Origin of the sequence: Citrobacter sp. wls615, assembly GCF_005281355.1 — a bacterium.
In the GTDB taxonomy this organism is placed as follows: Bacteria; Pseudomonadota; Gammaproteobacteria; order Enterobacterales; family Enterobacteriaceae; genus Citrobacter; species Citrobacter werkmanii.
Window position 1 is genome coordinate 80195 of the sequence record NZ_SZXM01000067.1, and the last position, 13646, is coordinate 93840.

Sequence of the window (13646 nt, forward strand, 5' to 3'; positions counted from 1 at the left end):
ATGAAACAGGAGTCACCATGTCTGAAACATTGAATGTTGTTACGTTACTGGGAAGTCTGCGCAAAGGTTCGTTTAACGGCATGGTTGCCCGCACGCTGCCTAAAATTGCGCCCGCAGGAATGGAAGTGAGCGCGTTACCGTCGATTGGTGATATCCCGCTGTACGATGCCGACCTCCAGCAGGAAGAAGGTTTCCCGGCCAGCGTAGAAGCGCTGGCAGAGCAAATCAGGAAAGCTGATGGTGTTGTTATCGTGACACCGGAATATAACTATTCTGTTCCTGGCGGACTGAAAAACGCCATCGACTGGCTGTCCCGCCTGCCCGATCAGCCATTATCTGGCAAACCGGTACTGATTCAGACCAGCTCAATGGGCGCTATTGGCGGCGCGCGCTGTCAGTACCATCTGCGTCAGATCCTGGTGTTCCTCGACGCCATGGTGATGAACAAGCCGGAATTTATGGGCGGCGTCATTCAGAACAAGGTGGACCCGCAGACGGGTGAAGTCATCGACCAAAGCACGCTGGACCATCTTACCGGTCAACTGACCGCATTTGGCGAGTATATTCAGCGCGTGAAAGCCTGATAACGAAATTCATTTTTTATTCTAAAATAATCCAGTAAGTGTTTATGCTTCTGGATTATTTTTTTGCTTAAGCCTGTCCCATCACTCACTTTTCTTTGTTTTTTCTCCTTCGCTATTGTGGCATAGTGATACTTAATATTGCAGTTGCAACATAAAATATATTTGATACGTTTTTCCACACGTAGCCAACGTGAATAATGGATATGCCATGGACAGGACATTTTCACATCTGAGAACCGCATTATGTAGCAGTACACAACTGGAGAAATCCATGTATGCCTGCCTACAGTCGATACCAGACTCAATAATTTGTGACGGTATTTTCTTTAACTACTATCGTAGTGATATTCGTTGTATTCAGTTTTTAGCGTTAGCAACGCACAAAACGGCACGATTGAAACGAGACGTTATTCCTATCCCCGAAAATATTGCCCGACAATTCAATCATTCAGATAATTTTTCTACTCAGGTTATAGATAATCTGAGCCAATGTCCGTTGACTGAATACGTCGTTAGCACCTGTTTTCGTAATATCAAATCGCTAATCCTGATGCGCATGCATCTGGACGGCCTACGCCTTGGTGCAATGGGTATATTTAGCCATCATGCTAACGCCTTTACACCTCAACATGCTGAATTATTTGAATCAGTAAGAGGCGAACTCTCCTTACTGGCTTTTATTGCCCTGTCACGGCAAAATCTTTTATTGAATAATACTCCGCCTCCTTTGCCCGCGTTTTCTGTCGCAGAAGAAAGTGAAAAATTTGTTATCAGTCAAACTAATACTCATCTGTATCAGCTGTACCGCTCCTTGAGTAAACTGGCAAATAGCAAACAACCTATTCTACTTCTTGGGGAGGATGGTGTCGGCAAAAAAACGTTTGCCTCAGAAATTCAACAACGCAGCCCAAACCACAGTAATTATTATGGATTTATAACGCCTCAGGGCCAGTTGATCATTATGAGAAACGGTGTTGTGGACAGGACAATAAGCATCGACTTAAGTAAACCACCCAACATTGCTTTATTTCTGATTTTACATCAGGGTTCTTTACTCATCAAAGAAATAAAATCCTTCCCTGAACGCTGGCAAACCTTTCTGCTCGGGCTTCATTCAAACTATCTCGAGTATTGCCAACTACAGATCATTGCTATACAAACACAACCATTTTCAATGGTACAAAATCCCGTAAACAACGATATATCTAATGACTATCTGACAAGCCAACGGTATGCAAATATTCTCTGTCAGGTAATTACACTACCCCCGCTACGATATCGTCATGATGATATTCCTCTGCTATTAACACACTATTTGAGGAGGTTATCAAGCCAGCATAAGCATACATCTTTACCCGTATTAGGCGATGATTCTCTCCGTTCATTGTTAAAGTACAACTGGCCTGGTAACATTTCGGAATTGATTGGTCTATTAGAAAATGCTTTTTTCCGTTGCACAACCAACGAATTGAATATTGTTTTACCGCGAGAGAGGGATACCTTATTAATTAGCACACTGGATGAGGCTATACGCCAACACATTCAAAAAGCATTACAACAAACTCGGGGAAAGATATCTGGCAAAGATGGCGCCGCAGCGTTACTTGGTATCAACAGTAACACGCTGTACAGTAAAATAAAAAAACTGGGTATAGTCGTTAAAGATAAATGATCTTCCCCCCTTTCCCACATCCGGGAAAGGGGAGACACCCATTATTTTTTCTTTCTGGAACGATGGAAACCGTCAAGCATACCTTTAATGAGTGCGCCTGGCGTATCACCTGTACTGCATAAATAAAGATGTACGATAATAAAGACTACCATCACCACTGCCAGACCGTAATGAAGCCAGGCCACAACCTGCCTACCCGGCAACGCCAATAACGTTTCGGGAGTAAGAGCAGGAAACATCATCAATAACCCAGTCACGATCAACATTGGCAATAATAAAAACATCACGCAGATATATCCCAGTTGCTGGAGGATATTGAATTTGGCCTCTGACGATGCATGCTCTGGATGATATTCACCACGGAAAATGCCATATAGATAATAGCGTGTCTGACGGATAAACCGCCCAACAAAACCTTGCCAGCGCACGCGATAGTGATGTCCGTTACCAAATATCGCCACCAGGATAAACCCCAGCCAAATAACGCATAACGCTACACCAGCAATATTATGCACATCGACCCAAAGTGAGAATCGCGCGCTTACCCAGTGTAATGCGCAACCGCTTATGATTAGCGCAGCGAAACACAGCGCATTCAGCCAGTGCCAGCAACGAACAGGAAGTGTATAGAGATAACTTTTCTCCATCGGCATATCAGCGGTACGGCGTGACATGATAAGCCGACCGAAACCATGACAGAGTAACAAGACAACGAAACCGCCTAACCCCCAGGCTATGAGGCGATCTGCCTGCCCGCTTCCATTATTACCAATCATATAGGTATCGGTAAACAACACGCCATCGATCTGACGAACCATAGGAACACGAGGCGCCACCGTCGCCAGTTTTTCTCTGAGAGACGTATCATCAAATAACCCTTTTCCAAGCAGACTTCCAACCAGCGCATCTTCATCCGGCGCAAACGTTTTTAGTCGGGTAGCCAACAACGCGCTATCTCCATGACATTGTTCACAACCGATCGTTTGCGAGGCAGGCTGAATACGATGCAAGGTGGTATCAGCTATATCAGCATGGCAATCAATACAGCGTAAGCTCTTGAGATGTTCAGTTGCATAAGGGAGCACTGAATGCGCCATATCCTGAGACGTTGAGGCTTTTCCCCCTGACAGCTGCGTAAAGACCCCCGCCCGCGAATGACAATTCGTACACATCAAATTATCGTCGGCAATCCGTTGTTTACCCGGATGATTGATTTCTCCCGCAGTCATGGTGTGTGCGTTATGACACGAGGTACAGGAGAACTGTCCTTTGGCGATCTTTTCATTGTGTACGCTCTGCTGTATGGCATGTACGGTATCGCGCATTACCACACCATGACAGCTTTCACAGTTCTTATCTCCTCCTGCATTTAGAACATGAGGAGTAACAGAAAATCCCTCACTACCAGGTTTACTCTGATGGCAAGCGATACACGGCACCTCACCATGCACACTGTCGTGATACTTATCCGGGGAAACAAATAAGTTATTTTGCACTTTATCCGTCGAGATTCCCTCAATATCTTCGTCTGCATGGCATGCCAGACAAGGTTGATTGAGTTGTTCTGTCGGAATTGGCGCAGAAAATCCCGCCAGCGGCATCGCCCCTACCAGTAGGAAAAAGAAGCTCCTTGTTAACAATCCGCGCATGATTTCCCTCATGGCTTCATATCCGGATATTTAAAGAGATGGCAATTATTACAATAAATCACCGAGGGTTTATGCTCGTTATGACAAGCAGTACAAGGAACGTCTTTACCGTAATGCATTGAATCATGCGGGTTAGGCTCAGCATTCTTATCATGTGGATTGGGTTGCGTTAATTCGGCAATCTGATCGCGAGAACCGTGACAATTAAGGCAAGACTTATCACTGGGTGCAGCAACTGGCGTACTGGCGCCATGGCACAACTGACATGATGTATCGCGTCCGGTTGCTTCCAGTGAATGATGATAAGGCTTAACGTTCATTGTATTCAGTTGCTGATGAAAAGCAGCTTCATCGTCTGCCGCAGCGATCATCTGAGAAAAACCACCAATAAACAGTAGCAACAGGGCTATCCATAACTTTGCCATGTTAAATTCCCTCAACATCAAAGACATCATCTGCTGCGCTCGCGGCGGCAACGCTGGCACCCGCAATTCGGCCAAACACCAGACAATCAGCCACAGCACAACTACCAAGGCGGCTTCCACCATGTGAACCCGCGGTAGCCTCTCCGGCTGCATACAGACCCGGGATCGGTTTACTATCTGCAGCATTAAGTACCTCTGTTCGCATACTTATCTGCACACCGCCCATTACGTAGTGCACTTTGGGCCATACACGTACGGCGACAAATGGCCCTTTATCCAGCAAAACCGCACGACTCACATCTTTCTTCATGCGATCGCCCCCTTTACGCGCTACGGCGGCATTGTAGGCATCCACTTCTTCTGCCAGTACGTCGTAAGGTATACCGAAATGCGTAGCCAACTGCTCCAGTGAGTCAAACTGCCAGGCCACGCCATAGTGCAGAGCATGCCCCAGGCTTTGTGCCAGTTTTGCGCCTTCAAGCGTGGTGAAACAGATGGGATAGAGCGGATTCCCCTTTTCATCGACTTGCGCCAAAATCCCCTCTTCACGCTCTTTACGATCGGCAAGTTCGTTTGTGAAACGATGACCAGAGCGCGGGTTAACCATGATTCCGTTAGGAAAACCTGAGATAGTATTGAACTGCGAGACGTAGCCAAATCCTCGTTCGTCCGGCGAAGACCATGGACCTAACTGGATAAGATCAAGCTGTACCGGCGTTGCGCCAATACGCAGCATTTGCACCAGACATTCCGACGTGGCGCCTGGATGATTAGTGGAATCAACACGTTCATCCAGCATAGGATTTTGCATTTTACGAAAACGCAAATCATTGGAAAAACCGCCTGAGCACATCACCACGCCGTAGCGGGCGCCGTAATGTCTGATCTGACCGCTCATTTCGTCAGGGAAACGATAACCATCGCGAACTGTCAGGCCAGTTACACGCCCTTGGGCATTTTGTAGGAAAGATTCCAGCTTGCAGCGAGAACGAAAAACAACGCCCATTTTTGCAGCAGATTCTTTCAGTGGTCGGGTGATCCCCGCCCCTGAGCTCTCGACCGTTTGCAGCGTTCGGGGTACTGAGTGGCCGCCAAAATGCTGCACAAACGGTTTATATTTCACACCATGTCGGAGAGTAAACTCATAGGCCGCCATGGTATTACTGACCAGAATTTTCAACTGATCTTTATCATTAAGCCCGCGTCCGGCTTTCAGCATGTCCTTAAACATCAGCTCAGGAGAATCGACGATTCCCTCTTTTTCCTGTAGGGGAGAACCCGCAACAGCAACAGCGCCACCGTTAATCGCTGAGTTACCGCCAAAAACAGGCATTTTATCAATCACCAGTACACTGCGCCCGGCCTGTGCGGCTTCAAGCGCAGCGGCTAACCCGGCGAAACCACTTCCAACGACAATCACATCGTAGACCTTATGGTAACGAACCGCCGAAGCTGGGGCGCAGCTATCCTGCGCCCGCGCTTTTCCCGTCAGCGCCGTAAGCGCGCCGCCTGTCGCCAGAAGAGTGCTTTTCGTTAAAAAGGCTCGCCGCGACGCATTAACGGTTTTTTTCATTGTCGTCATTTGCTCCCTGTTTGCGCGCTCACCAAAGATCCAGCGGGAAACGATGCGACTAACGCAGATGAATCCGCAATGTTGTCGCTGAAAATCCGATCCTGCGAAACAAACGGTACTTTTTCGCGATAGGCGGCGAAGAGTTTGCCGGTCAGTTCTCCCAGTTTCAGGTCAGGATTTTTTTGCTTGCGTAGATCAACAGCCTGACTGGCATGCAACAGTTCCAGACCATAAATGCTGCGCATATCATCAGCGATCTGACTCAACCGTTTGGACGCCCGGAGATTGTTGGTATATGTATCTTCAATCGTGCCCGCCATCGGTTGTCCATCAAGGGATACAGGGTTCACCAGATCGCGAATATCCGCCAGGAGCGCAACCTGTGGCTTCTGGATAGCACCGAAAGCATGCCCTTGTTGATTGGTGTCAGAGGCGAGGAATCTACTCAGTCCGGTGAAATGATCGTCAGATAAATGCAAAGTACGCTGAACGCTGTTATGCGCCAGATGTCCCATCGCTAAAGACAGATTCTGAATCGCCAGCGCCAGTGGCAGCGGTTCAAAATTAGAGGTCGGGAAAATCGCGCCGCTGATGGTTTCGCCGTTGGTTTCTTTAGCGCTAACGAAGTACTGCTCAACCTGGCTATTTTCAGCCAACGAACGATCTGCATTTACAATCACCGCCGGGTTGTCATCCGAGCTATTCATCTGGATTTGCAGCATTTGATACGCTTCATTCCATTCACGACGCGCTTCATTAAGAACAAATACCGTCGTACGGAAAGAGAGCGGGTCCTGTAAAGGACGTCCATCCTGATGCTGCCAGAGATAAGAGCCGTTTAACGCATTACGAATAGTTCCGCCAGTATCCTGAATTCCGGGGAAAGGCCGCACATTTAAACTTTGGTACAAGAATGGAGCAACGTTGCCATTCAGGGCTTCCAAAGATAACCCAAAGATCGCTGGCGTAACGTTAATAATCTGTCTGGATTCCAGTAAGGCCCGAGCAGAGTAGGCTGTTGATATTGCATTAGAAGAAAGAATTGAAAGCGCATCTTTTCCCAAGGGTTCCAGCTTCTTAATACCCGCCTGTTTCAGCGCTTTTGCCGAATCCATCTCGACACCTTTCACGCGAACGCGCCATTCACCAATCATCACATCGCCAATATGAGACGCAAGAGTGATATCCGCTTCACCAACGGAACCGCGTGAGGGGACAACAGGGGTAATATGCTTATTGAGAAACTGCTGATACATTTTGGCAACCTGCGGTTGAGCACCAGTATTTCCCGTTAGCATCGTATTAAGGCGAATAACCATTACCAGACGCACAAGTTCATCCGGCATATCAGGCCCAACACCCGCTGCATGAGCATGCAACGCATTGATATTAAACTCATGAGAAGCCTGAAGAACTTCTGGAGTCAGTTTTCCATGCGCATCGAACAATGATTTATCTTTATTGAGACCTACCCCCACCGTCAGCCCGTAAACCGGAACGCCTTTTCCTGCAGCAATCATCAAGAGTTTGTTTGCTTTATCGACGCGTTCCATCGCTGTTGAAGCAATGTCGACCTGTTTTTCCCCTTGGGCAATAGCCCATGCATCATCCAGCGTCAATGAATGACCATCCAGTGTTACGCTGGTGGCCGCGTTAGCGAATAGTGGACACAACAGAGATACGCAGAACGTCGCAATGACCGTCTTCTTCATTTCTTAACTCCTTTTAATCGAGATAAGAAACAGTAACGAAAAAAGCCTGTGCAAAAGTTGAAATAGCCCCTGCATTTATTAAGGCTATTTTTGATATTTCAAAAAAATCAAAATGAAAACATTTCAATTTATTAACAGATAATTCACCAGTTCAAATTACAGCGTACGATAAACTAATCAGATTTAAGAATCGTGAATAAATCACTTAGGATTTTTTGAAGGCAAGATAATTTCAGACTTGCTAGTGGGGAAGAGTAAAAAATCAGAAGAGATATGCTTCAGCCTTAAATCAAAAGACTGAAGCATGCTTTACATCAGTGCGCGTCGATAAACACAATCTTCAGTACAAACAGCAGCGCGACAACGATGACGCACGGGCTGAGATCGCGCAAACGTCCGGTCCCGATTTTCATCACGCAGTAGGAAATAAAGCCCAGCGCGATACCTTCGGTAATCGAGAAGCTAAACGGCATCATCACGGCGGTAATGAACGCAGGAACCGCTTCTGTCAGGTCATCCCACTTCACCCGCGACAAGCTTGATGTCATCAGCACACCGACGTAAATCAGCGCACCGGCCGCGGCATAGCCCGGCACCATTCCCGCCAGCGGAGACAGGAAGATAACCAGCAGGAACAGCAGGCCGACAACCACGGCAGTAAGCCCAGTACGTCCGCCGACAGAAACCCCGGAAGAAGATTCAATATACGCGGTAACGGAAGAAGTACCGATAAACGCGCCGGTGACAGATGACACGCTATCTACATACAACGCCTGCTTCATACGCGGGAACTTGCCCTTCGCATCCGCCAGACCGGCTTTATCCGTAACGCCAATCAGCGTACCGGAGGAGTCGAACAGGTTGACCAGCATGAATGAGAAAATCACCCCCGCCAGGCCAAGGTTAAACGAACCGGCCAGATCGACATGGCCAATAACGGACATCACGCTCGGTGGCGCAGAGACGATACCATTGTAATGAACATCGCCCAGCATCCAGCCCAGTAGCGTGGTCACAATGATGGAGATCAGCACCGCCGCATGAATGTTGCGTGACGCCAGAATCGCGATGATAAAGAAGCCCAGAATACCGAGCAGCACGCTGTGAGACGTCAGGTTGCCGATGGACACCAGCGTGTCTTTGTTCGCCACGATAACACCGGCGTTTTTCAGCCCCATCATGCCGATGAACAGACCAATACCGCTGGTGATCCCCACGCGCAGGCTAACCGGGATATTAGCAATCATCCAGTAACGCACGCGGAAAATCGTCAGCAGCAGCAGACCTACCGCGCCCCAGAAGATAGCGCCCATACCAATCTGCCAGGAGAGGCCCATCGCGCCGACGACCACGAAAGCAAAGAATGCGTTCAGGCCCATTGCAGGCGCAAGTGCGACCGGCAGGTTGGCAAACAGGCCCATCAGGATGCTACCAAAAGCAGCAATAAGACAGGTGGTGACAAAGACGGCGCTGGTATCCATGCCAGCTACGCCAAGAATTTGCGGGTTAACAAAAACGATATACACCATCGTCAGGAAGGTCGTTAAACCGGCGATCACTTCGGTCCGTGCCGTCGTGCCATGTTCGCGCAGTTTGAACACGCGTTCCAGCATTCCCTGGCCAGAAGCCTGGGTTGTGTGTTGTTGACTCATTATCAATTTCCGAACAAGGAGGGAAAATTCGTCGCTATCCTATACCAAAATGCGACAATAGGGTTGGGTTATGAGCAACTTTTTTCATTGATTTTGCTTATACGGCAACGATTGCGTGGCCCAATAATGCATTACGAAAACGTTAAACTTGTTAAAATGGAAATGACATGTCCCAGATAGAAGCCGTATTTTTTGACTGTGACGGTACCCTTGTCGACAGTGAAGTGATTTGTTCTCGCGCGTATATCAGCATGTTCCAGGCGTTCAGCATTACGCTCGATCTTGAAGAAATTTTTAAACGCTTCAAAGGGGTAAAGCTGTACGAGATCATCGACATTATCAACGAAGAGCACGGTGTTGAACTGGCAAAAGCCGATTTAGAACCGGTTTACCGCGCTGAGGTCGCACGTCTGTTCGATACGGAACTGGAAGTGATCGCTGGCGCTAATGCGCTACTGGACAGTATGACGGTGCCCATGTGTGTAGTGTCCAACGGTCCAGTCAGTAAAATGCAGCATTCGCTGGGTAAGCTGGGCATGTTGCACCATTTTCCTGATCTACTGTTCAGCGGTTACGATATTCAACGCTGGAAGCCCGATCCGGACCTGATGTTCCATGCGGCAAAAGCGATGGACGTCAACGTTGAGAACTGCATTCTGGTCGATGATTCCAGTGCCGGCGCGCAGGCGGGGATTGCTGCGGGAATGGAAGTATTCTATTTCTGCGCCGATCCGCACAACAAACCGATCGATCATCCAAAAGTGACGACTTTTACCGATTTGGCACAGTTGCCGGAATTGTGGAAAGCGCGCGGATGGGATATTACGCGTTAACTGAAATGCCGGATGGCGCTAACGCTGATCCGGCCTACTTTCTACGTTTTTATTACTCTTTCGGATCTTTGCCCGCCAGCAGCTTATCCAGTTCATCTCCACCTACGTGACGGAAATCTTGTCCCTTCACGAAGTAGAAGATGTATTCGCAGATATTCTGGCAACGGTCACCGATACGCTCGATGGAACGGGCGCAAAACAGCGCGGTCAGCACGCTTGGGATAGTACGCGGATCTTCCATCATATAAGTCATCAGCTGACGCACGATGCCTTCATATTCCTGGTCAACTTTCTTATCTTCACGATAAATACGTACCGCTTCGTCCAGATCCATACGCGCAAACGCATCCAGCACGTCATGCAGCATCTGCACAGTGTGGCGGCCCAGTGATTCCAGGCTGACCAGCAGCGGCTGATGCTGATGCGAGAATTTCTCCAGCGCGGTGCGACAAATTTTGTCCGCCACGTCGCCAATACGCTCCAGCTCGGCGATGGTTTTGATAATCGCCATCACCAGGCGCAGGTCGCTGGCGGTCGGCTGACGTTTGGCAATGATACGCACACAGGCTTCGTCGATCGCCACTTCCATCATGTTGACGTTCTTATCGCCTTCAATGACGCGCTTCGCCAACTCGCTGTCCTGGTTATGCATGGCGGTAATCGCATCAGAAAGCTGCTGCTCGACCATGCCGCCCATGGTCATCACCTGGGTACGGATGCTTTCCAGTTCGGCGTTGAACTGGCCGGAAATATGTTTATTAAGGTTAAGGTTATCCACAACAAGCTCCTGAATCAGCCGTAACGACCGGTGATGTAGTCTTCAGTTTGTTTCTTCGCGGGCTTGGTGAACAGATCGTCCGTGTTGCTGAACTCAATCAACTCGCCCAGGTACATAAATGCCGTGTGATCGGAACAACGTGCCGCCTGCTGCATGTTGTGGGTCACGATAACAACGGTGTAATCCTCTTTCAGCTCAGTGATCAGCTCTTCGATACGCCCGGTAGAGATCGGATCGAGCGCTGAACATGGCTCATCCAGCAGAAGCACTTCCGGGCGAATGGCGATGCCACGCGCAATGCACAGACGCTGCTGCTGACCACCAGAGAGAGAGTACCCACTCTGATGTAATTTATCTTTGGTTTCGTTCCACAATGCGGCCTTGGTCAAGGCCCACTGCACACGTTCGTCCATATCCGCACGAGAGAGTTTCTCAAACAGACGCACGCCAAACGCGATGTTGTCGTAAATGGACATCGGGAACGGTGTCGGTTTCTGGAATACCATCCCCACTTTGGCACGAAGCAGCGCGATATCCTGGGTATTGGTGAGAATATTGTCGCCATCCAGCAGGATTTCACCTTCCGCACGTTGTTCCGGGTACAGCTCAAACATTTTGTTGAACGTACGAAGCAGCGTCGATTTACCACAGCCTGACGGCCCGATAAACGCCGTAACCTGGTTTTTAGCAATATCCAGGTTGATGTTCTTCAGGGCATGGAATTTGCCATAGTAGAAGTTCAAATCACGAACCTGAATCTTACCCGGAGCAGTATCAACCATACTCATTTCAATCTATTCCTCATCCGGCGCCGCATCAGCCACGCCGTAAAAATTAACCGTGTTTCTTCTTCGCGAAAATGACGCGCGCCAGAATGTTCAGCAGCAGTACGCACAGGGTAATAATCAGTACCCCAGCCCAGGCCAGTTGCTGCCACTCAGCAAATGGACTCATCGCAAACTTAAAGATAGTGACCGGCAGGTTGGCGATAGGCTGCATCATGTCGGTGCTCCAGAACTGATTGGAGAGCGATGTAAACAGCAGCGGAGCCGTTTCACCGGCAATACGCGCAATGGCCAGCAGGACACCTGTAATAATGCCCGAGACAGATGCCTTCAGGGTGATCGCAGAAATCATCTTCCACTTCGGTGTACCCAGCGCATAGGCAGCTTCACGCAGGCTGTCCGGCACCAGTTTGAGCATGTTCTCCGTGGTACGAATCACAATGGGCACCTGCAGCAGCGCCAGCGCGATAACGCCTGCCCAGCCGGAGAAGTGTTCCATTTTTGCGACCACAATGGTGTAAACGAACAGACCCACCACAATTGATGGAGCAGAAAGCAGGATGTCATTGATAAAACGGATGACCTCAGCCAGCCAGGACTTACGCCCGTACTCAGCCAGGTAGATGCCCGCCATAATACCCAGCGGGGTGCCAAACACGGTCGCCCACAGGATCAGCAGGCCGCTGCCCGCCAGAGCGTTCGCCAGACCACCACCAGCCGTATTCGGCGGTGGCGTCATTTCGGTGAACAGCGCCAGAGACATACCGTCAATACCACGGGTAATCGTGGACATCAGGATCCAGATCAGCCAAAACAGACCGAACGCCATGGTCGCCATAGAGAGCGTGAGCGCGATGCGGTTCTTCAGGCGGCGGCGCGCCTGCATTTTACGGCGAGATTCCGCAAGCTGAGCGGTGTTTTGCATTTCAAGCGTAGCCATTAGCGTGCCCCCTCGTTCTTCGCAAGGCGCATGATCATGAACTTAGACGCAGCCAGTACGATGAAGGTGATCACAAACAGAATCAGCCCCAACTCCATCAACGCAGCAACGTGCAGCCCTGATTCCGCTTCGGCAAATTCATTCGCCAACGCAGAGGTAATACTGTTGCCCGGCATATACAGCGATGCACTGTCGAGCTGATAGGTGTTACCGATGATAAAGGTCACCGCCATGGTCTCACCAAGTGCGCGGCCCAGACCCAACATCACGCCGCCGATCACGCCATTTTTGGTGAACGGGAGGACGATGCGCCAGATAACTTCCCAGGTGGTACAACCGATGCCGTAGGCTGACTCTTTCATCAGCACTGGCGTTTGTTCGAACACATCGCGCATAACCGCCGCAATGTAAGGAATAATCATGATGGCGAGGATCACACCTGCAGCCAGAATCCCAATACCAAACGCCGGACCAGCAAACAGCGCGCCAACAAACGGAATGTTGGAAAGGATGTTACCGACCGGCTCCTGGAAATAAGTCGCAAACAGCGGAGCAAAGATAAACAGGCCCCACATGCCGTACACGATACTTGGAATTGCCGCCAGCAGCTCAATGGCGATCCCCAGCGGGCGACGCAGCCAGCCGGGCGCAAGTTCAGTCAGGAACAAGGCAATGCCGAAACTCACCGGAACGGCAATCAGCAGTGCGATAAGCGAGGTGACCAGCGTACCGTAAATCGGGACTAATGCACCGTAGATATCATTTGGCGCATCCCATTCTTTAGTCCACAGGAAGGAGAAACCAAATTTCTGAATGCTTGGCCAGGAGGAGATAACCAGAGAGACAATGATGCCACCCAACATCAATAGCACAATCAGCGCAGCCAGTTTTACCAGCGCGCTGAATATCATGTCACCCTTTTTACCCGGTGGGTTAAAAGCAGGCTTTGTTGCAGCCATAAATCACTCTTTAAGTTAAACGCGTTTACTAAGTTGCCCATGCCGGATGGCGCTACTGTATGACCGGATACATAGGTGACAGAT

Annotated in this window: 12 protein-coding genes; 3 read left to right on the forward strand and 9 right to left on the reverse strand. The window is 49.4% G+C overall.

Features of this window, described 5'->3' with window-relative positions; genetic code table 11:
- The first annotated feature begins 17 nt into the window (after positions 1–17).
- On the forward strand, positions 18–584 hold the full coding sequence (locus FDX04_RS18885; RefSeq protein ID WP_042311425.1) for an NADPH-dependent FMN reductase: 567 nt from the start codon (positions 18–20) through the stop codon (positions 582–584).
- 208 nt (positions 585–792) lie between these two features.
- A complete protein-coding gene (locus FDX04_RS18890) occupies positions 793–2256 on the forward strand; it encodes a sigma 54-interacting transcriptional regulator (protein WP_249935548.1) in 1464 nt (487 codons plus the stop codon).
- A 41-nt stretch (positions 2257–2297) separates the two neighbouring features.
- Here the strand turns inward: FDX04_RS18890 and phsC are convergent, their stop codons facing one another.
- The 5 genes from phsC to adeP form a co-directional block, all read right to left on the reverse strand.
- A complete protein-coding gene (gene phsC, locus FDX04_RS18895; protein WP_137371340.1) occupies positions 2298–3905 on the reverse strand; it encodes a thiosulfate reductase cytochrome B subunit in 1608 nt (535 codons plus the stop codon).
- 8 nt (positions 3906–3913) lie between these two features.
- Entirely contained in the window at positions 3914–4330 is a 417-nt protein-coding gene (locus tag FDX04_RS18900) for a cytochrome c3 family protein (RefSeq protein ID WP_137361470.1), read from the reverse strand.
- Between the two features lies 1 nt (position 4331).
- Positions 4332–5912: a flavocytochrome c gene (locus tag FDX04_RS18905; protein ID WP_249935549.1), complete on the reverse strand. Its 1581-nt coding sequence runs from the start codon at positions 5910–5912 to the stop codon at positions 4332–4334.
- Positions 5909–7615: a histidine ammonia-lyase gene (gene hutH / locus FDX04_RS18910; RefSeq protein ID WP_137371341.1), complete on the reverse strand. Its 1707-nt coding sequence runs from the start codon at positions 7613–7615 to the stop codon at positions 5909–5911. Before hutH ends, FDX04_RS18905 begins: the two co-directional genes overlap by 4 nt.
- A gap of 314 nt (positions 7616–7929) precedes the next feature.
- Positions 7930–9267 carry an adenine permease AdeP gene (gene adeP, locus FDX04_RS18915; protein ID WP_137371342.1) on the reverse strand — a complete coding sequence of 446 codons (1338 nt, stop codon included), beginning with the start codon at positions 9265–9267 and terminating at the stop codon, positions 7930–7932.
- Positions 9268–9434: 167 nt separating this feature from the next.
- Between adeP and yieH the strand changes: the two genes are divergently transcribed.
- Entirely contained in the window at positions 9435–10100 is a 666-nt protein-coding gene (yieH, locus tag FDX04_RS18920; RefSeq protein WP_137371343.1) for a 6-phosphogluconate phosphatase, read from the forward strand.
- A 52-nt stretch (positions 10101–10152) separates the two neighbouring features.
- On the opposite strand, the gene phoU is transcribed toward yieH, so the two are convergent.
- Genes phoU through pstC form a run of 4 tightly spaced genes read right to left on the reverse strand, consistent with a single transcriptional unit; the run spans position 10153 to position 13562 of the window.
- Entirely contained in the window at positions 10153–10878 is a 726-nt protein-coding gene (gene phoU / locus FDX04_RS18925) for a phosphate signaling complex protein PhoU (RefSeq protein WP_038635754.1), read from the reverse strand.
- Between the two features lie 14 nt (positions 10879–10892).
- Positions 10893–11666, reverse strand: coding sequence for a phosphate ABC transporter ATP-binding protein PstB (gene pstB / locus FDX04_RS18930; protein WP_003023821.1), 774 nt, complete (start codon positions 11664–11666; stop codon positions 10893–10895).
- A gap of 46 nt (positions 11667–11712) precedes the next feature.
- A complete protein-coding gene (gene pstA, locus FDX04_RS18935; RefSeq protein WP_003023819.1) occupies positions 11713–12603 on the reverse strand; it encodes a phosphate ABC transporter permease PstA in 891 nt (296 codons plus the stop codon).
- Positions 12603–13562 (reverse strand): phosphate ABC transporter permease PstC, encoded by a 960-nt coding sequence (pstC, locus tag FDX04_RS18940; protein WP_038635761.1) that lies wholly within the window; start codon positions 13560–13562, stop codon positions 12603–12605. Before pstC ends, pstA begins: the two co-directional genes overlap by 1 nt.
- Between the last annotated feature and the right edge of the window lie 84 nt (positions 13563–13646).